The sequence below is a fragment of the Paenibacillus sp. NPDC101420 genome, assembly GCF_050277435.1.
GTDB lineage: Bacteria > Bacillota > Bacilli > Paenibacillales > Paenibacillaceae > Paenibacillus_AQ.
On sequence record NZ_JBNNSE010000007.1, the window covers coordinates 212,752 to 233,116 of the forward strand.

The 20,365-nt window shown below is 42.7% G+C and carries 16 protein-coding genes and 1 pseudogene; 14 read left to right on the forward strand and 3 right to left on the reverse strand.

Annotated features, from left to right (window positions below; translation table 11 throughout):
* Positions 1-256 precede the first annotated feature (256 nt).
* From ACQKMP_RS25350 to ACQKMP_RS25360, 3 genes and pseudogenes are all read right to left on the reverse strand, one after another.
* Positions 257-973 (reverse strand): discoidin domain-containing protein, encoded by a 717-nt coding sequence (locus ACQKMP_RS25350; protein WP_339248588.1) that lies wholly within the window; start codon positions 971-973, stop codon positions 257-259.
* Positions 950-2,098, reverse strand: a pseudogene (locus tag ACQKMP_RS25355) (glycosyl hydrolase family 8); the annotation flags it as partial. The gene ACQKMP_RS25350 and the pseudogene ACQKMP_RS25355, both read right to left, overlap by 24 nt.
* Positions 2,099-2,670: 572 nt before the next feature.
* Positions 2,671-2,802, reverse strand: coding sequence for a hypothetical protein (locus ACQKMP_RS25360; protein WP_256716327.1), 132 nt, complete (start codon positions 2,800-2,802; stop codon positions 2,671-2,673).
* 309 nt (positions 2,803-3,111) lie between these two features.
* Between ACQKMP_RS25360 and ACQKMP_RS25365 the strand changes: the two genes are divergently transcribed.
* The 14 genes from ACQKMP_RS25365 (at position 3,112) to ACQKMP_RS25430 (ending at position 20,281) form a co-directional block, all read left to right on the forward strand.
* Positions 3,112-3,351 carry a hypothetical protein gene (locus tag ACQKMP_RS25365; RefSeq protein ID WP_339241201.1) on the forward strand — a complete coding sequence of 80 codons (240 nt, stop codon included), beginning with the start codon at positions 3,112-3,114 and terminating at the stop codon, positions 3,349-3,351.
* Positions 3,345-5,225 carry a peptidoglycan D,D-transpeptidase FtsI family protein gene (locus ACQKMP_RS25370; RefSeq protein ID WP_427471661.1) on the forward strand — a complete coding sequence of 627 codons (1,881 nt, stop codon included), beginning with the start codon at positions 3,345-3,347 and terminating at the stop codon, positions 5,223-5,225. Before ACQKMP_RS25365 ends, ACQKMP_RS25370 begins: the two co-directional genes overlap by 7 nt.
* 250 nt (positions 5,226-5,475) lie before the next feature.
* Positions 5,476-6,153, forward strand: coding sequence for a response regulator transcription factor (locus ACQKMP_RS25375; RefSeq protein ID WP_042188454.1), 678 nt, complete (start codon positions 5,476-5,478; stop codon positions 6,151-6,153).
* Entirely contained in the window at positions 6,150-7,157 is a 1,008-nt protein-coding gene (locus tag ACQKMP_RS25380) for a HAMP domain-containing sensor histidine kinase (RefSeq protein WP_339241207.1), read from the forward strand. The genes ACQKMP_RS25375 and ACQKMP_RS25380 overlap by 4 nt, the downstream gene beginning before the upstream one ends.
* A gap of 83 nt (positions 7,158-7,240) precedes the next feature.
* Positions 7,241-7,963: an ABC transporter ATP-binding protein gene (locus ACQKMP_RS25385; RefSeq protein WP_427471664.1), complete on the forward strand. Its 723-nt coding sequence runs from the start codon at positions 7,241-7,243 to the stop codon at positions 7,961-7,963.
* A complete protein-coding gene (locus ACQKMP_RS25390; RefSeq protein WP_339264851.1) occupies positions 7,960-8,733 on the forward strand; it encodes an ABC transporter permease in 774 nt (257 codons plus the stop codon). The genes ACQKMP_RS25385 and ACQKMP_RS25390 overlap by 4 nt, the downstream gene beginning before the upstream one ends.
* Complete coding sequence (locus ACQKMP_RS25395; RefSeq protein ID WP_427471666.1) at positions 8,730-9,497, forward strand: ABC transporter permease; 768 nt, start codon at positions 8,730-8,732, stop codon at positions 9,495-9,497. Before ACQKMP_RS25390 ends, ACQKMP_RS25395 begins: the two co-directional genes overlap by 4 nt.
* Positions 9,498-9,649: 152 nt before the next feature.
* Positions 9,650-10,225 carry a CPBP family intramembrane glutamic endopeptidase gene (locus ACQKMP_RS25400; RefSeq protein ID WP_427471667.1) on the forward strand — a complete coding sequence of 192 codons (576 nt, stop codon included), beginning with the start codon at positions 9,650-9,652 and terminating at the stop codon, positions 10,223-10,225.
* 357 nt (positions 10,226-10,582) lie between these two features.
* Entirely contained in the window at positions 10,583-10,693 is a 111-nt protein-coding gene (locus ACQKMP_RS25405; RefSeq protein WP_427471669.1) for an S-layer homology domain-containing protein, read from the forward strand.
* A 581-nt stretch (positions 10,694-11,274) separates the two neighbouring features.
* Positions 11,275-13,023, forward strand: a complete 1,749-nt coding sequence (locus ACQKMP_RS25410) for a S41 family peptidase (RefSeq protein WP_339264855.1) — start codon at positions 11,275-11,277, stop codon at positions 13,021-13,023.
* Positions 13,024-13,832: 809 nt separating this feature from the next.
* On the forward strand, positions 13,833-14,759 hold the full coding sequence (locus tag ACQKMP_RS25415) for a VanZ family protein (RefSeq protein WP_427471672.1): 927 nt from the start codon (positions 13,833-13,835) through the stop codon (positions 14,757-14,759).
* Positions 14,760-15,730: 971 nt separating this feature from the next.
* Complete coding sequence (locus tag ACQKMP_RS25420) at positions 15,731-16,441, forward strand: metallophosphoesterase family protein (RefSeq protein WP_427471674.1); 711 nt, start codon at positions 15,731-15,733, stop codon at positions 16,439-16,441.
* A gap of 282 nt (positions 16,442-16,723) precedes the next feature.
* Positions 16,724-17,905, forward strand: a complete 1,182-nt coding sequence (locus ACQKMP_RS25425; protein ID WP_052404304.1) for a polysaccharide lyase 6 family protein — start codon at positions 16,724-16,726, stop codon at positions 17,903-17,905.
* Positions 17,906-17,926: 21 nt separating this feature from the next.
* Positions 17,927-20,281 (forward strand): AraC family transcriptional regulator, encoded by a 2,355-nt coding sequence (locus tag ACQKMP_RS25430; RefSeq protein ID WP_427471676.1) that lies wholly within the window; start codon positions 17,927-17,929, stop codon positions 20,279-20,281.
* Positions 20,282-20,365 lie beyond the last annotated feature (84 nt).

Here is a 20,365-nt window from a genome sequence, read left to right on the forward strand (position 1 = left end):
TTCAGTTATCATCAAAAAATCTTGATGATAACTGAAGTGCACCCCTTAGAATAGATATTGGATAAACCCCCTGGTTTGTCCGATGAAATTCTAGGGGGTGCATTTTTATGGCGATTAAAGGGTAGAAGTTTAAGACATACTCATATGAGATCAAAAAAGAGGCCATTCGTTTACTAACGACCCCCCCGAGAAGTTACATTCTGCTCTTTTAGAGAAACAAATCCTGACAGATTCATATCCGCCAGGATTTGTTCAATTAAGAGCTGTAAACCTCAAAATCGAATATCGAATATCCGTATACGGTCCCTCTAGCAGTACAGAGCACTCTGACGTAACGTCCGCTATTTGCGGTAAATGTAATATCGTCAATAGAACCATTACCGGTCGTTGTTACGTAAGTATCCGTCCATGTTGTTGCATCGTTAGACACCTGAACTTTGTAGCCTTTAGCGTAAGCGTCTTCCCAATTCAACTTAACACGGTTTACGCTTTGGGTTGCGCCCAGATCGACGTAAATCCATTCATTGTTGCTTCCTTCGATGCTCGCCCAACGGGTAGTAGAGTTGCCGTCGGTTGCCTTGGAAGCTTCAAATCCTACACCTTCGATAGAACTGGCTACCGCTGTCTTGCCCAGCGCAAGGTTGATACCGGCAGCGGGAGTTGAACTTGTAGTTGCTGATGCGGTATTACTGTTAGCAGACAGGTTGCCTGCGGCATCGACAGCTTTTACCATATAGCTGTAAGCTGTCGATGCGGTAAGTCCGGTATCGCTGAAGGATGTGTCTGAAGGCGCTCCTACTTCCACGCCGTCACGGAATACCCAGTAGCCTGTTACACCGACATTATCGGTAGAAGCAGTCCAACTCAGATTAATTTGGCTGCTTGAAGCTGCTGTTGCGTTCAGATTCGTTGGATCCGAGGGAGCTTGAGTATCCGCTGCACTGTAGGTAGGCTTCCACCAGTTCCCCGAGATGAACAGTAGGTTCAGCATGTTAAAGGAGTCGCTGAAGTAACTTTCCTTTTTGTTCTTCATCCAGTCCCATCCTGCATTGACCCAAGCTTGATGCGTGCTGGTAGTCGTCGCTGCGGAGATAAAAGGCGCTACGAATACCGCTGTCGCATAAGTACCGCGATTCGAACCGTTCAGTTGGTAACCGTCCTTCACATTGTTCGGATTGTTGCCTGTTTTTCCTTTGATCCATACTACCATTTTATTAGCGATATCCTTACCACGGGTGTCTCCGTACAAAGCGTAATCCATTACGATACGAAGTGGTACACGGCTTGCATTGTAGTTGTATTCATTTGTTTCAGGGAACTCTTCCAAATAGTTTGGAGGGGCCGGCTTAGGCGGGTTGCCTACCACAAAGTCCGAAATCAGACCTGTGCTAGACGAATAAGCTGCTGTAAATTGGCTGTATACGTTATACAGATTGTTGATGACATTTAGCCAAGTTGAATCTCCAGTAACTTCATTGAAAGCCCGTAGATGACTGAGCATCCAGTCGGAGGGACGCGTATTCAAGGCGCTCTTCGTATCCCAGTCACCAAGATTCAGCCTGTTGTTAGTTGTCACATTGCTAAGCTTAATAGCGCCAATCATCTTTTTGGCTTCAGCCAAATAATTGATCGTTCCAGTCGAGCCCCATTGGCGATCAGCTAGAATAAGGGAGTAAGCGATATCGAGGTCCCCATCTGTTGCTGAACCGAAGTGCCCTTGAGCCCCAGTACTATCTGCTATTACCCATCCCATCAGGTTCGGATTATTAGAGCTCTTGAACGCTCTAGCCGTTTTGAACAAACCGTCATAGATTGTTCTGGAATTCGTATCGTATCCAGCCATTAGCACGGTAATAACCATACCGTATCCTTGACCTTCCGATGTGCCGAGAGGATCGAAGCCGTCCGCTTCGCCAGTAATATCACCTTTTACATAGTACCCTCCGGGCAGGGAGGACAAGTTGTTTTTAAGATAAGTAGCCTTCCAATAGTCATAGTAGGAAGATACAGAACTGTTCATCGAGGATTGACTGACGTGGTTTGGTTTAATGATACCCGGATAGCTGACTTGTTGAGGAAACGGTTTCAATTCACCCGCTCCATGAGCTTTCCGTTGAAGCGGTGCAGGGGCGGCTAATGTCGCTAGAAGCATAACCGCCGAAAGCATGACAAGTAACATCACTTTCATTGTGCCTGAGGTCGATTTCAATGAGTACACAAAAATTCCTCCTTTAGTGATGGTTAGTTTAATTAACGTCAATGAATCCTCCTTCCCTTTAGACTGATCTCCAAAGTAAACCGCTTAACAATAAGTGCTGTTCACACCTCAAAAGTTTAAGCGCTTTAACTTTAGGGCGAAAGTGACATTTTACATATATGCTGAAGAGATGTGAAGGTACGCACTTCAATAGGAAATCATCGCATCCTCAACGTCACTTTTCACCTACAAGTTACAAATCACTAGCCAAACAGCATTACTTTATTCACACAAATGTAACACAACTATTTTCGCCGTGTCTAGGTGCTTTAAAATAAATTAAAAAGTAATGTTCATAAAGTAAAAGCGTTTATATTAAAGAGATTATAGCAAACAACATGGTCATACTGGATTAGATGGCACGAGGAACATTCTGAAATCATCCAAAAAGAAAAAGAATTATTCATACGGTTTCATAGCATAGTCAGAAAAATGAGCATCAGTCCATCGGTGAACAGACTGGCGCTGGATACGATCAGGACATCAATAGACGCTGTTAATCTCTTGGCATAAATGGCGGTAATTGAGAAGATAAAAGCCGCCACAATTTTAAATCCTTCACCCTTGAAGGAAAGGAATAACTCTAGCAGATTACTCTAGAATTTGAGCTGATTACATTGATAAAGCCGAGCAGGCAGCTGTTGAATTTATTTTTGCTCAACCTCATGCTGGCTCAGCGCTCCTTATCTGAATGACCGCATACAGTGAAATGGAGAATTCACAAAGATGTTCCAATTGTCTATTACATGTTGCCTAAGTTCGCGAAATAGCGTAGTGACAAAGGATTCACAAAAATGGTTGTTTTTACCTTGTTATACATTGTACAATGTGTAACGAGCCTGGTGTTCATTAAGGTGATCATTTATCAAACTAATAAAAAACCTGGCATTACCAATGCCTACAATAATGAGCCTTACTGGGACAAGGAAGAAAAGCAATCCCGTGCCAAGGTTGTTCAGTTAGCCATGGATATGGGATATCAGGAGGCGAATGCCGACGATACCATTCATATCAGCGAACAAAACGCGGTGACTATTAACGAGCGATTTGCCGAAAATTGCAATATATATGTTTGTGGGGTTTGCTTATGGTGAAGAGAATAAAACTTCGTACGCTGTTTATAGGAGGGTGTATTACCCTCTTTTTTCTTGTTTTACTCGGCAGAGTGTTCTGGATTCAGGTGCTGGATCGTGATTTCTGGCAAACCAAGGCCGCAAAGCAATGGGCCCATACTTCGGTGTTTAAAGCGGTGCGTGGCACGATCGAGGACCGCAACGGCAGGATGCTGGCTAGCGATGTGCCCGCCTACACGGTAGTGGTCAATCCGGAAGCGATTAACGCTCTCAGTATCGGGGGAGAAGTTATCACCGGCCTACATGAACTGCTCGGCAAGCCTGACGACGAGCTTAAGGCGCTCGTGGAAGCCAAAGACGAGAACGGCAAGTATCTGAAGAACCGGGAGATCCGTAATGAAGGCTGGAAGATAGACCAGGAGCTGCGCGACAAGGTCAACGAGTTCATTGAGAAACTGAAGGATGAACATGACACTCTGGAGACTGGCGTCGGCCTGATTAGGGAGCAGAAGCGCTATTATCCGCAACAAACACTGGCCGCACATATTTTGGGTTATACGGACCGCGATGGCAACGCGGTGATGGGGTTCGAAAAGTATTTTGACAAGCAGCTTAAGGGTGCGGATGGTAAGCTATTCTACCAGAGCGACGCCAAAGGCATCAAGCTGCCTGACTCGGAGGATACTTACCAGCCGGAGGTCAATGGAAGTACTTTCAAGCTGACGATTGATAGCACAATCCAGTATTATATCGAGCAGGCAATGCAGAAGGCCTATGAAGAATATAAACCCAAGAGTATTACGGTAATTGCCGCGGATCCCAGCACCATGGAGATATTGGGGCTAGCGAATATGCCAACCTTTAACCCGAATGAGTTCTGGAAATATGCCTCTGATCCAGGGGTATTCTTCAACCATGCCATCAAAACAAGATTTGAACCAGGCTCCACGTTCAAAATTGTACCTCTTGCCGGAGCGGTGGAGGAGAATTTGTTCGATTCGGACGCAACCTTCATGTCCGGTTCTATCCGCATCAAGGGGTACGGCAAGCCACTGTATGACCAGAAGAGAAGCGGTTATGGCGAAATCTCCTTCCTGGAAGGCGTGAAGCGGTCAAGTAACGTGGCCTTCGTCAAGCTTGGCTATGAAATGCTCGGTCCGGAAAGGCTGCTGCAATACGTGGATGATTTCGGATTTAACGATCTTACCGGTATTGACCTGCCGGGCGAAATCAGCGGAATCGTCAATCCGACTCCGAATAATGCTTCAGAGAACGCGACGATTGCATTCGGGCACGGCAAAGTGCTTGTTACTCCGATTCAGCAGCTTACCGCCATCTCGGCTATCGCCAACGGCGGAAAACTGATGGTGCCGCACGTGGTCAAGGCGACCACCGATCCGAATACCGGCAAGACTACCGTAACCCAGCCCCAGGTGGTACGTCAGGTTATTTCCGAGGAAAGCGCCAGGGAAACCAGCAGCTATCTGGAGCAGGTCGTTGCAGACCTGGTCCATGGAACCGGCCGCCATGCATATATTGAAGGCTATAGTGTAGCAGGTAAGACCGGTACGGCGATTAAACCCGACGGTAAGGGAGGGTATGACCGCGATAAGGTGCACTCGTCCTTCCTCGGATACGCACCGGCTAATAATCCGAAGATTGTGGTCTATGTCGGCATTGACGAGCCTGCTAATGCTGCTGGCGGTGGTGCTGCGGCGGGGCCGGTGTTTAAAGAGATCGTATCCGAAGCATTGTCATATATGGGGGTGCCAAAAGTTACATCGGGCGATGGAGGCAGTGTTTCCAAATCCGTCAAGAATGCACCATCCGCGCAGCGCTCCGCACCCGATCTGACCGAAAAAAATGATGCAGGCGGCCAGAAAATTGATGATTGATTAGGGCTTTTATTTTGAAACGGTCGGAGGCTCAATATCTGGACTATGGATTGGTGTCGGTGAACAATAACATAGCCCCATTAGAATCCGCGCCTGGCGCGGTTTTTCTGTTTTATGAGATCAAGTTCTTGTCCTTTGCTTAAGACAAGAACTTGATCTCATTGCCGATTTCATGAGCATCTAAACAAATATTTTTTAGATTGTGTTAATCTGTCTAATAGTGAATTCAATTTAGAGCGAGGGATGTTACTTGAAAAGAAACGTATTATACATTGAAGATAATGAGAAAATAGGCAGCTTTCTAAAAGAAGAATTGGAACAGCGGGGATTTTCAGTTCAGTGGCTGCTTTCTGGTGAAGGAGCTGAAAAAGAGGTAAATCAGCATGAAATCGTTATTTTGGATATCATGTTACCCGGTTTAGACGGATTTACTGTGGGGAAACGATTAAAAAAGGCAGCTCCTGCTGTTCCTATTTTGCTGTTAACAGCTCGAACATCGATAGATGATAAGGTAGAAGGTTTACAATTTGCTGATGATTATTTAACGAAACCATTCCATACGGATGAATTAGTTGCAAGATTAGAAGTACTAATCCGTCGAAGTGGCGGAACACATTCCGAACGCATTTCATTAGGAAATTATATTGAAGTAGACTCAGAAGGCCAAATGGTATTTGACAAACGCACAGGAGAAGAAATTATATTAACAGCGAAACAACATCATATTTTAATGTACTTCTTACGCCACCCTAATCAAGTTTTACCAAAAGAACAAATCTATGAAGCCATCTGGGAAGAAACATATATAACTGGCGATAAAACACTAATGGTACATATCCATCGACTGCGTCAAAAGTTGGAACGTCATCCAGATTCCCCAGAGATTATTGAAACGTTGAAGGGAATAGGCTATCGGGTGAAACTATGAAACAGACTAAATCATTATTTCGTCATTTTCTAAAAGGACATTTTCTATTTATCTTTTTGCCTCCAACTATACTTATTTTCTTATCTGCGTTCATTGAATCTCCTATTAATGGAGAAGAGCTGAATGCATTAAATCTATTTTACGTTGTACTACTTTTGTTTGGTTTTATTATTGTCGCATTTGTTGTAATATCTTGGATTTTCTTCTTAAGACTTCGTAAACGTCTCACCCGCTTACAGGAAGCCATGTCATTTTCAGCTAATCATAACTCATTTCCTAGACCAATATCTGTTCAAAGTGATCGTATGGATGAAATAGACCAGTTAGGCAATTCTTTTAATTGGATGATTCAGCAGCTTGAAGACAGCCGCAAGCGAGAACATGAAGAGGAATTGTTACGACATCGACTCATAGCGAATTTATCTCACGACTTACGAACGCCACTTACCATTTTGAGAGGACATGTCACCCGATTAAATAAAGAATCAATGAGTCTAGAAGGACAAAATTCATTAACAGAAATGAATCATACGATTACAAGAGTGGGGGATCTAATGGATGATTTACTTTCCTATACATTGCTTACATCAGGGAAACATCCTTTTAGGCCCACTTCAACAGATATTGGACGTTTAGTAAGAGCATCTGTTGCTGCGTGGTATCCTGTATTTGAAGAAATAGAAATCCAGATCGAGGTTGATTTACCGACAGAGGCAACTTTTTATTGGGAAGCAGATCCTAAATGGATGACACGGGTTCTGGATAATTTATTTCAGAATATTCTTCGTCATGCAGCAGAGGGGAAATATGTAAATATTGTGGTTGATGTAGAAAAAGAACAAATCATTGTTGCAGACAGAGGTCCAGGTATGGATAACTCTTCCTATGAGCGTGGGGCGGGGATTGGTTTATCGACTTCAAATTATATGTTGAAAAAAATGAAGCTGAAAGCTGATTTCACATCAAATGATAGTGGCACAAGAGTAGCTATCGGAAGATCTTAACCTAAAGTTAACCCAGAAGTAAACAGCATGATAACCGAGTTGTAACTTTGCTTCTTTATAATTAGAACCATAACAGAAAGGAAGTGTTATGGTTGCTTACAATTAATAACTTAGTCAAACATCGCGGAACTAGGGAAATCTTATCGGGTATCAGTTTTAAAGCTAGACCAGGTAGAGTAACTGGTTTTTTAGGTCCAAACGGGGCAGGTAAAAGTTCTACACTTCGCATCCTGCTTGGATTAGACCGCGCTACCTCAGGGAGCGCACTCATTAATGGAAAGCCATTCGCAGAATTACATAATCCTCTAGCAACAGTAGGTGCCGCACTTGATGGCTTTGGAGCTCATCGTATGCGAACAGGACGGGCACACTTGCGTTGGATTGCACGTGCTGCAGGATTGTCTAACTCACGTGTCGAGGAAGTTCTGGAAATAGTAGGTCTTACTAATGCCGCTGGGAAAAGAGTTGGGCAGTATTCTCTTGGTATGGGGAGAAGACTGGGAATAGCAGCTGCGCTACTTGGTGATCCAAAAATATTGATTTTAGATGAACCCGTAAATGGGCTCGACCCAGAAGGAATTCGGTGGATTCGGACATTTTTACGTGAACGTGCTGAATCTGGAAATACAGTGTTATTATCCAGTCATCTAATGGGAGAGCTTGCAGAGACGGTTGATGATGTGGTGATTATTAAGCATGGAACCATCGTTGCAGATGGAACATTGGATGAAGTAATAGGTAACCATTCCACGCTGGAGGAAGCCTTTTTTGCCCTGACATCTGAAAATACAGGTGATGTTGTATGAGAGCATTTAACGCGGAACTATCTAAATTGTTCTCCTTACCGGGTATTTGGCTTGCTTTTCTCATTGGAGCGTTTGCACCAGCGCTTATTGCTTCCTTGGACAGCATAGCACAAAAAGAGGAGATTATAGCTGGAGTTAGCACACGGCTATCGGAAGTTGGCTATATCGGGTTAGCTCTTGGTGTGCAAGGCGTTATTATTCTTGGTGTGCTTGCTGTCAGCAGTGAGTATTTGACAGAGAGCAGTGAATCTGGTGGAGGACAACAGATAACAACGAGTTTAACTGTTATTTCATCCCGGTTTCATTTTTTACTGGCAAAAGCAGGTGCTGTGACTGTGATCAGCATACTGCTTTGTATTGTTGCTATTATGACAACTGTGTCAGCAACGTATCTTATCCTTGGTGAATATGCCCCCGCATTTGAATGGTCCAGACTTATCGGTGCAGTTTGTTACTGGACATTCACTGCTCATTTAGCACTTGGAATTACTTTTCTAACTAAGAATGGCATCCTCCCGCTTGCTGTGCTCATAATAAATTCATCCGTTGTATCATTTAGTGTCCTGTTGTATAGGGTTACAAAGTTGGCGTTTTACTTACCAGATAGGGCTGGCGCTGAAATGTTTATGTTTACGGACAACACGTCCACAGGCACTTTATTCGACGGGTTTCACACCCCCTTCACAGGCGGTTTAGTCATGTTTGCCTGGGTACTTGTTGTTTTCATTGTTGCAGCTGTTGTATTCCATAGGAGGGATGTTGCAGCATGAGTGTCTCATCTGGTAGAAAGTTAACACAAATCCTTGGTGCTGAACTGGATAAATTAGTTACATTACCATTGATATGGTTCACTCTTATGGGTACATTCATTCTAAATTTAGTTTTAGCCGCAGCTTTTACTTCTGTTGGTGTACAAGGGGCAACAGGTACGCAAAATATACTGAATATAGGACTTGCTTCTATGGGATATCTTCAAGCAGGGTTCATTATTCTTGGAATCTTAGCTACTTGTTCGGAGTATACTGGTGGACAGATTCGAACTACTTTAATTACGATACCTTGGCGTGGGTTCCAATTATCCACGAAGCATTTGGCATTGGCGATTATAACCATTCCTGTGGCGTTTATTATTGCTGAATCTGGTGTACTCTATACTTTTATTATGATGAGAGACAGAACAGTAGTGATAGAAATAGACACAATGATAACAACATTAATAGGTGCAACGGGCTATCTAACATTAACCACACTTCTCAGTGCAGCTGTAGGTGCTTTATTAAGACGAACCACTCCTGCTTTAGTGGTACTGCTTGGTTATTATTTCATTGTCAGTCCATTGACGAGGGCTTTTCTACCTAGTAATAAAATTTTTTTAAATTATTTTCCGGATACGGCAGGATCTTATATGTATATGCCGTCTTCCTCTGATGAAATAAGTGTCCTTACACCAATGCAAGGGACAGGTATTTCAATGTTATGGACACTGAGCTTTATTACAGTAGCTATTGTATTTTACCGTAAACGAGATGCCTAATTTTTTAAAATAATTATATCTTATTCAACTAACGGGGCAGGATTGTCGAAGAAGTAAAGGAGGAGTTTCTGATAGAATTTAAAGTAAATAAAAATTATATTTGGGTATATTTCATAATATTTTACGCCATATGGTGTATCAGAGAATTATGGTTGGTTCAATATTTAGATTTGATGGAACCCGTTCCAAGAGCTATAACATCAGCCACTATTAAAATAGTTATTTGGGTCATTCCTGTTATTTTATTAGTTATAATTATGGAAAAAAGTAAACCATTTTCCTATTTACAGTTACATCATAACTTTAGAAAAAGTCTAAAATGGACAGGTTGGGTATCCTTAGCCTTGATACTATTCTATTTTGTAATAAATCTTATCGTTTTAAATAATAATATCGATTTTCAAATAGGATTTAACGGATGGCTTAATACTATTCTATTGGTTGGTATTAATGAGGAAATTGTCTTTAGAGGTTTTTTATTAAGAAAGCTTATGGATTCTTTTAGATTCTGGATAGCAAATACAGTTACAGCTTTACTCTTTGTATCGATTCATTTTCCTATTTGGTTTTATAAAGGTCTGTTTGAATTCCCTTATATTCTAAGTTCCATATTAACAGTTTTTGTGTTGGGTATTATATTTGGGTTTGTATATAAGAAAAGTAATTCTCTTTGGTCAGTAATTATTATTCATTCTTTGTATAATTTATTAGTGTTGCTCTTCTACTAGCGGGTGCTTTAGTTGAATAAGACTATACTACGACGACGATTAAACATAGATTCGGATTAAATTCTTAAAAAGGGCAATTAGAAAAAGGCTATCTTTTATTTGTTAAAGATCAGCCTTTATTGTATGCAGAGAAAGAAGAGATATAGAGGTAATCGGACTATATTCTTGGCATCAGACAACAATAGTCGAGGGACAAAAACATGGTCCCAATGAAAGTCGCTATTTTAGTGGCTTTTTTTGTTTTATCGGTACAAGTTCTTGTCCCGATTTCCGATTAGATAAGTATTTACTGCTTACTTTTCTTCATTAATCTAACGGGCAAGTCAGTATATTTTCTGACCAAGACCAAGTATCTTCTTGGGCAAAATAAGCTGTCGAGCACGGAAATGGGCTGGGATAATCAAGGGCAAAGCTAACCTTCGTTTTGACCCGAAAGGTAAAGTCACGCGGGCAGAAATGGCTAAATAGTGTATACGCTGATAAATGATTAAACGACTTAAATTGTAATCCACACAAAGAAAGTCGCCTTAATTTGTGTGGATAATTAATTTAGGTTACGTACAGCCCATTCCTTGGGCGGCAACAAAATATCTGCATGGAATAATGCGATGCCTGTCGGCACCTCTATATAGTCCAACGGTGGTAAAGAATGAGAATGGAAAACTCTATGGGACTAAGCGCAAGATCATTAAGAGACATTGTTTCACGGTTGGCTGTGCTGTCATTCCTTTCTGGAGGAAGCGAAAGAAGGGATCATTAGTGCCGGGAAATTTATGAATGAATTGTATGAGGAACATTAATGCCGGAATGAACAACACGCAAATCTAATCTGTCATTATTTGATGCTGGGTTATCACCTTCATGTTTATTAGATGTATAATCAGGTTGAAAGCTCAGACAACATACGCCCCAGCCTACGATAAGAGCTATAAGGCTGGTTTTTTTTTATTTAAAAAACGACATGTAGATTTGCAGAGATAGGTGAAGCAGATCCTAGATTTGCAAGAATTACAAAAAGATAAATTGTTGAGCTGAAAGGTGGAAAAAAGGTGGGAGAAGGAAAAATAAGGAACTGGAATTCCCTGGTGTTTTTCAGTGTGTTGCTTATTTTTATTATTGCAGGATGTTCTACATCCCAAGAGACTCATCAACTCGGGAGAGAGAAGGAGCAGGAATTTGACCAAGGAAGTGGAATGAAATTTTCCAGCCTTTCTGAACAAAAGATCGTGGATTTAGCTAAGATCAGTAAGGTATGGGGAGTGGTGAAATACCATCATCCTAAGGTTGTATCTGGAGATGTAAATTGGGATTATGAGCTGTTTCGGGTGGTGCCCTCTATTTTAGAAGAAAATTCAGATGTGAATTCAATTCTCTATGAGTGGGTTCATTCATTAGGCAGCGAGTCCATTTCTGGAGAGCTTGATGATCAATATCAATTTTCCAAAGATTCCATACAGCTCAGTCCATCTACAGATTGGTCCAAGGATGAAGAATATCTCGGAACAGACTTGAGTCTTGAATTATCGAAGCTTCTGGATTCTAATATTTCAGAACGAGAATATGCATATGTTAGTTTTAAGGAAGATTCATTCTTTCCGTCTATGGGAAATGAAAACCCGTACTCTAATATGAATTTCGATGATACAGGCTACAGGTTGTTAGGTTTATTCCGCTACTGGAATATTATCGAATATTACTATCCGTATAAAGATGTCATCGGAGAAAATTGGGATCGAGTGCTTCTGGAGTTTATCCCTAAAATGATAGATGGATCGGATTATGACTCCTATTTTATGACTTTAGCAGAACTGACAACTAGAATACATGATTCTCATGCATATTTGGTGGGCAAAGATAGAGAGACGATTACTGATTATTTTGGAACGTATCGGCTTCCCGTAAACTTTATCGAAATTAACAATCAGATTGTTATAAATAAAGTAATTAACAAGTGTGGACTTGAGGTCGGAGACATTGTATTAAAAGTAGGAGACAAAAATATAGATGAATTATTAAAAGATAGAAGAAAATATATATCACAGTCGCGAGAAGACACGGCCAGCTTATTTTTTCTTGATTTATTCCGAACTGAACAGAAGAATACGGACGTTACTGTAATTCGGCAGGGAAATAAGATGAACATTAGTGCAGTAGGCAATCAAGAAGACATTAATTTCCTGGTTGATACGAAATCACAAGCAATGGAGAGTGGAGAAATCTACTATATTAATGCTGGTCTTTTGAAAGATGGAGAGATTGATAAAATCATGAAAAAGTGGTGGAACACTAAAGGGCTAATTGTAGATCTTAGAAACTACCCTTCTAGTATACTTACTTATGAATTAGCCAAATATCTGATCGCTTCTGAAAAAGAGTTTGCCACAGTATCGGTCCCCAATCGTGCAATACCCGGTGAATTTTATTACCTTGAGCCTATGGTTTCAGGGAAGCCCCAAGAAACAAATGCCGAGGTTTATAAAGGGAAAGTAGTGATTCTAATCAATGAACATACTGCTAGTCAAGGCGAGTTTACAACGATGTCTCTTAGAAATACAGATAACTCCATAGTTCTCGGTAGGCCGTCTGCTGGAACTGATGGTGATATACGTATCATTATGCTTCCAGGAAAAATAAAAACCGCTATAAGTGGACTCGGCATATTTAATCCAGATAAAAACCCAACGCAAAGAATAGGATTGCAGCCAGATATTCGTCTTGATCCTACCATTGAAGGGATTATGGAAGGCAGAGACGAGTATATTGAGAGAGCTGTTGAATTAATTAAAGGTGGTTATTAATTATGAAAGTGTATTTGGAATATAAATGAACATCTATACACTTCCGGGGCCTGATTCTTTTAGGGAGGAATGAGTTGAAGAGTAGACGGGTCATATTAATCAGCTTAATTATACTTTGTTCCGATGTAAGAGGACAAGAACATATGCCTATTGAAATCCACGCTGAGCGCGGTTTTATTAATTTATAGGTACAAGTTCTTGTCCTTTGCTCGAGAGAAGAACTTGTACCTATTGCCGAAAATGGACAAGAACATGATCCTATTGCCACGAGCCTTAGTTTGGTAAAGTTAAACCATTCCTATGGGAATCACGAATTGGTACGAGAGATTTTGGAGCGATATCCAAATAGGCGTAACCAGTACTTCATCAAATACTGAAGAATTTTTCGGCGTTTTCTAAGAAAAGCATGTAAGTTAACAAGTCGAATAATATCCGCGATAATCGCGGTATTATCGGAATATATTCTTGTCATTTCTCATTGTCAAGATTATTTCCCGAATACGCTTGAGACTAAGAATTTTTTCCATTTTCCAATAGATAGATTAAAATTGTTCTATTACGCTTTATAAGACAAGAATGCTAGAGAGAGTAGCATTTGCATTGGTCTTACGATGGCTCACAGCATTAAACCAAAAAAGATGGAGATATTCATGTCCAGAGTGGATGAATAAAGGCATGATTTCGGATTCAATTTTACAAACAAATCATTTAATGAGCGTTTAAGTGACTAAAATGTCACTTCAATGTCACTTTAATGTCATTTTGGGAAGATATACTAAACCCATCGATGAATTATTAAAGGAGATATTATGGAAGTGAAATTACGGAAACTCCTCTTTGTAGGAACATTTTTGTACACGCTGTTGATATTATATTTTATGTTTTTTGCTTTCAGTAGATTAGATCATTGGAACAGCGATTATGGATACACATTTATACTTGTTCCAGAAGGAGTTCCACTTCGATTTCCAAAACTAACTTTTTCATGGGTATACAACTTTGGAAACATTGCTGCCTTTATCCCTTTTGGAGTAGTAATTCCTCTGTTGTATCGTTCCAGTTTTGGGAAGTTCATATCCTTTTTTGTCTTGACGATTCTCGTTCTGGAAACGATGCAGGCTTTAACTCATCTTGGCAGCTTTGATGTAGATGATGTTATATCCAATACATTAGGTGCAGCGATAGGATTTATCGCCTATAAAGTTGGATGTTCTTCAAAAATTTCTTATAAAAAGCTTATTGCTTCAGCCCTATCTATCGGTGTTCTTCTTGTTGGAGTAATCGTGATCTCGGAAACCATCAATTATGTTGTAGCGAAAAGAGAAAGCCCAATTCAAGCATTACACGATGTGAAAGAAATGAATGGAACCATGCCTATGACTGAAAATCTTCCAAGTTTCACCGTGGCAGGCAAGAAAATAGAACCCAAAATGAACGTGTATTACAGTGAAGGAGATAAAAGAAAATCGTACACCTACATCTTGGGTAACAAAAAAGATGTGACGTTTTATTCTTATTTTGGCATTCCAGACAAGGGAGATTCCAAGGGAGAACTCACTATATTGGTAGATGGAAACCAAAGAGTTCATTATCAGTACAATGAACAATATAATAATGGAGCAGAACCTTTAAATATACCATTTTATGACAAGGTGAACGAAATTACGATTATCGTTTCTGGGAACGCTAAACTATGGGACGTTGGATTCAGTGAAATGAAGCATTGGTGGGAGTGAAGAACAAACACGCAACATATAGAAACCGCGATAATCGCGGCAAGGCTGTCAAGAAAGTCTCGACAGCTTTTTTTTATATCATAATCATTTAATACAGTACCGCGTTAATGTTTCCGAATGACTGTCCAATACGTTTCGTTGTGTCCGCTCGTGATACGTCCCGGACCACCTAAGAGTATGAGAATACACCAAGCTGGACACGATTCAGGGCTTAGGTATATTTTCGTTAAAATGTTGGCGGGTCCCCAGCTATACTACAAAATTGGCTTCAAGCAATATATGACCAGGGCAAGAAACATAATAATTAAAATGAACAAAGGGAGTTGTGAAAATGAAATCTTGCTAAAACATCTAAGGCCGGATGTCGTTTGGTTTACTTCTCCAAATAAAAAGGATCATGTTGTTGATGCTTTTCATTTGGAGAATATTGAATGCTGTATATAAAAATAGCTACAAAGATGTTTCTATGCATATTCGTGAGATGTGAGTGACTTTTTTAAGATTTGATGTTCATTCCAAAAATTGGAGATAAGAAGTTAGAATATTTGATGGCGATTTTAGCTTTTGACGATTTATCAAGGTTCCATCTTTTTATATAAAGGAGGGAGAGTGCACTCGACAAATGGGAGAACAGCCTGATACGCAATGTCAACAGAATATTGTCCGAAGGCTACCGACTGAAGGGAATCGTCAAATAGGGTTACACGCATGTTCCGTTACGGCCAATTCGTCGCAACCAGCCTCCAATTATGTCCCGGCCAATGTTGTGGACGGCGCCCATGCGCCGCAGTGGTTTGAGGACAGTGGAGACACCCCCGACTGGGAAAGACAGGCTGTTTCCTTGGCGTCTGCCGCCGGAATCATTGAGGTGCGTCTGCCGCGGGACCATTTCATGCCAGACGATAAAGCTACGTGGCGGATGTGGTGACGGTACTGCTGAGAATGTTGAATCTTAGGGAGTTGAATCGATTATGAAAGCTTTAATTATTTCGGATATTCACAGCAACGTCAAAGCGCTGGAATCGATCCGCAAGGCAGAATCCGACTGTGACGTGATTTATTGCGCGGGAGATCTTGTAGACTACGGGCCTTTCCCGCGGGAAGTTATCGAATGGGTGCATAAGAACGATGCGAATTGTGTTCGCGGTAACCATGACGACATTATTATCGACCTGTACCGAAACGGCAATAGCGGTCACGATGTGGCGGAGGATAAGATCAAGTGGGCGCATTACAATGCAAGGCTGCTCGGCGAAGCGGAAATTTCCTTCCTCGAAAGCATACCGGTCTACCGCACATTCGAGATGGACGGCTATAGCTATACAATGCAACATCTGTACGAAAACTATTTGACGATTGATAGCTTGCCCAAGTACGATGCTTTCTGGGGGGAACGCAACGTCAGGACAATTGGGGCCAAAGAAGATCGCCGCATTATTTTCGGACATACACATCGCAGATGCATTCATTATTTGAGTGACGACAGTTTGTGGCTGAATCCGGGAAGCGTGTCCTACCGCCGTCGCGACGATCCATCGAAAGAAGCGCACTATTTCACGATTAGTGATGGCAAAATAGCGATGAAAAGTCTTGTCTATGACCGCACGCCTTTGCTCGAAGCGGCACAAAAGTTGCTGTTGAAAGAAGAAGAGATGAAGGTTGCGTACTTCTTTTTCGGGTAAGCGGGCGGCAGAGCAGGCAACAACAATGGGGACGTATCCACGATTTGGTGTCGGGATACGTCCTTTCTCATTTATTGTACACCGGCAGGTTGCGATTTACAGCTGGCAAGGCGGTAATTCCCGCTCATTTTGTGCCTCAGTTTACATTTTTATGATTGCTTCATTTTTTTACACTATGGCATGGGAAACGTATCTTTCATAATAGAGGTTGTGAAGTTGCGGATATGATCCTGAAGAGGCTGCGGTTCATATCCGCCTATTCTATAGGAAGCAGGTGAGAAAATGACTACTATTTATTGGGTATCGAGTAGCGACGAATTGGCGGCAGCAATTGGCCGGGCAGAACCTGGTTCTTCGATCTTGTTGGCAGACGGCGTTTACGAACGGAATGAAGATTATATTATTGAAGGCAAAGTAGGATCGGACACCGCAATATTAAGCATTCGCGCTGTAAATAAAGGAAAAGCGACGATCGCTGGAGAATCAAGTATACGCATCTTGAACTCTGCTTATGTAGAGGTATGGGGACTGCATTTCCAGGTCGGGCAGCGCGAATCTATCATTCTGGACGGTTCGCAGCATGTGAGGATTGCGCGGAATAGATTTGAGCCGCGACAGGTTGGGGCGGAGTATAGCCTGCTGTCAGTGCTGGGAAGCGGCAGCGGCTGGAACCGGATCGAACGCAACGAGTTCGGGCCAAAGGCCGACCTTGGACCGCTCGTTGTTTTTGATGGCGACGGTGAACAAATCTCGCAGCATGATGTCATTGAATATAATTATTTTCATCATATAGGCCCGCGTGTCGTCAATGGGCTTGAAGCGATCCGGCTCGGCCTGTCCGGCATCTCTCTCTCGAACGGCTATATTACCATTCAACACAACCTGTTTGAAAATTGCGACGGAGAGCCCGAGATTATTTCGGTAAAAAGCTGCTATAATACAGTCCGGTACAACACGTTCCTTAACTCCGCCGGCCAAGTGACAGCGCGTCACGGACATGGAAATCGCTTTCATAATAATGTATTTATCGGCGATGGCGTGAAGGAAGAAATGGGCGGATTTCGCATTTACGGAAACGACCATCACATTTTTGAAAACTATATGGAAAACTTGACGTTGGATGCGCTGCTCATTGATGGCGGCAACTACGATGGCGGATCGGACGGCTATCCCGAGGCGCCGACGCAGGAGGAACTGAGGAAACATTGGCGCGTCTATCGAGCCAGCGTAGTGAATAATACGATTGTCAATTGTCGTCACGGCATTACGCTCGGCAAGCGGATTCCTTATGCGCCGGAGCAATGTGTAATCGCTTACAATCGAATATGCGGCAAAGAGCAGCCGGCCATCTATGAATACCGGCCGTCTCCGGCGGTTTGTATTAACAATCATAAAGCGGATGTCGCGGATATTCGTTGTCCGGCTATTCTGACAAGAATTGACGTCGGTCCCGACTCCGACTAAAGCTAACATGGAGGAGAACCTATGGCCCAAACTCGAAACCGGTGGACAATCTATCTGAAGCAGCTCCGGCATAAAAATCGCAGTGTATACATGACCTGGATGCTTTCTTACGTCTCGGTGCTGCTCGTGCCCATTCTGATCAGCGGCGTTATATACGGCGCGACGCTGAACGTTGTAAAGGCTGAAATTAACCGTGCCAACCAATCTATTCTTCTTCAGATGGAGCAAGCCATAGATAGCCAGTTCAAAGGAATCGAGAATCTAAGCCTCGAGGTGAGCCTCAACAGACGAATCGCAGCATTTATTTCGGCCGATACCAATCTGTCTGATTCGGACCACTACGATGTATACCAAATCGCTAATGATTTGCGCGTATACGAAATCGCTAACGATTTTCTTGAAGGTATTTATATTTACTACAAAAATAGCGATACGGTCATCGCCCGCAACAACCGTATGAACATCGAAGCGTTATACGACCATATTCGCCTTGAAGAGCATATGCCCTTCCAGTCGTTACGAGAATATTTTGACCAAGGGTACATTAAAGGCTACCACTCCGTTGTTGTGTCTGAAGAGAATGAGTGGCGGCCAACGGTCATGTATGCCCAAAATGTGAACTCAACAATCATGAATCAACCTGGAGCTGTCTTGCTGTTCATGATTGACCGCAGTAAGCTGCTAGAGCAAGCTTCGGCGCCTGAGAAAGGTACGATCTTTATTCTGGATAAAGACAACCGGTTCATTGCGTCTACGGGCGATTCGCTGTCGGAACCTGCTCTATTATACAGCGATATGTCGAAAGAATCGGGGCAACTTGAGATCGAGACTGACGGTCACCGGCTTGTTGCATCCTACACAACCTCATCCATTACGGGATGGAAATATGTGATGACGCTGCCGGCGAACGTATATCACCAGAAAATGAACGTGGTAGAGCAATTGACGATCGCCAGCATCTTGCTTTGCCTTATTGTTGGCGGTGGCGTGACGTATTGGCTCCTCAAACGGAACTACCTGCCGATCCATGCACTGATCCAGAGCTTGTCGTTCAAGGCGGGTTTTACCTTTGATCGCGGCTCCAATGAATACTCCTTTCTGGAGCAGGCACTGAGCAGCACCTTCCATGAGAAGGAGGAGCTTCATTACAAACTGAATCAGCATAACAATACACTCAGATCGCACTTTTTGCAGCGGCTGCTGAAGGGGCAACTCGACAGCCATATCCCGTTGCACGAATCGTTCTCAGCCTATGATCTGCGTTTCCCGCTGGGCGGATTTTCTGTTATTTTGCTGCGCATCGAGCACTTCGGCAAGTTCCATCGGAAGGATGAGGATCAGGTCCATAATAAGCGGTTGCTGCACTTCCTGATCGCCAACGTGGTCGAGGAGGTCGCACGAAAGTCAGTAAACGCCTATGCGGTAGAGCTGGACCAGGAGTTGCTAGCCTGCATCGTCAACCATCAGCTTGTATCGCCGACGGAACAGCGGGGGGAGCTGGGGCACATCGCGGAAGAAACGATGTCGTTCATCTCCAATCATGCTCATGTACAGTTGACCGCTGCCATCAGCGCGCAACAGGAGGGCGAATATGGCATCTTCCAGGCGTTCCAGGAAGCAATCGAGGCGATGGAATACCGAATCATTGTAGGTAGCGGGGGCATTATTCATTATGGGGACCTGAGCGGTAACGACAACCTAGGGGCTGCTCCAGGTGGTTATTTTTATCCGCTCAAGGTCGAGCAGCAATTGATCGTTATGGTTCGCGAAGGGCAGCTCGATAAGGCAAAAGCGTTCGTCGGGGAGATCATTCAGAAAAATGTGACGAAGGAGCCGTTTCCTTTTCATACTGCCAAATGTCTCATGTTCGATCTAATGGCTACGCTGCAAAAAGTAATCAGCGAAATCCGCATCGCAGGCAAGCCGGATATGCCTGACGGAGTGCGCGCCATCGAACGCCTGATGCAATGCCAGACGGTAGGGGAGATGCGCAGCCAGCTTTACGATATGCTAGAGCTTCTGTGCGGCTACGTTAATAATAACCGCGAATACTGCAGCAATCCGCTAATCGATAAGGTCATGAAATATGTCAACGAGTATTACCAGGACGAGAACCTGAACATTTCGATGATCGGGGAAGCCTTCTCCATGACGCCGTCGTATGTTTCCAAACTGTTCAAGGAACTTGCCGGCGAATCTCTGCTCGATTATATTAACAAGACGCGGCTGGTGCAGGCCAAATTGCTGCTTATCGGCGGGAAATATACGGTCAGCGAAATATCGCTGAAGGTTGGTTACAACGATGTGAATACCTTCCATCGTATATTCAAAAAATTTGAAGGGATAACGCCCGGGCGCTACAGGGAAGTCAAGTAGCTCTTGGGCTTTTCTTTTCAAGAAAAAGTGGCATACATGCGGTTTTGTTACCCTCATTTTTGAGAAATTGCAGTATATTTTAGG

Bases quoted from the DNA above. Each gene is read 5' to 3' on its own strand.
- ACQKMP_RS25370 (WP_427471661.1), top strand. From the start codon at position 3,345: ATGGTGAAGAGAATAAAACTTCGTACGCTGTTTATAGGAGGGTGTATT.
- ACQKMP_RS25420 (WP_427471674.1), top strand. From the start codon at position 15,731: ATGAAAGCTTTAATTATTTCGGATATTCACAGCAACGTCAAAGCGCTG.
- ACQKMP_RS25380 (WP_339241207.1), top strand. From the start codon at position 6,150: ATGAAACAGACTAAATCATTATTTCGTCATTTTCTAAAAGGACATTTT.
- ACQKMP_RS25415 (WP_427471672.1), top strand. From the start codon at position 13,833: ATGGAAGTGAAATTACGGAAACTCCTCTTTGTAGGAACATTTTTGTAC.
- ACQKMP_RS25395 (WP_427471666.1), top strand. From the start codon at position 8,730: ATGAGTGTCTCATCTGGTAGAAAGTTAACACAAATCCTTGGTGCTGAA.
- ACQKMP_RS25430 (WP_427471676.1), top strand. From the start codon at position 17,927: ATGGCCCAAACTCGAAACCGGTGGACAATCTATCTGAAGCAGCTCCGG.
- ACQKMP_RS25425 (WP_052404304.1), top strand. From the start codon at position 16,724: ATGACTACTATTTATTGGGTATCGAGTAGCGACGAATTGGCGGCAGCA.
- ACQKMP_RS25390 (WP_339264851.1), top strand. From the start codon at position 7,960: ATGAGAGCATTTAACGCGGAACTATCTAAATTGTTCTCCTTACCGGGT.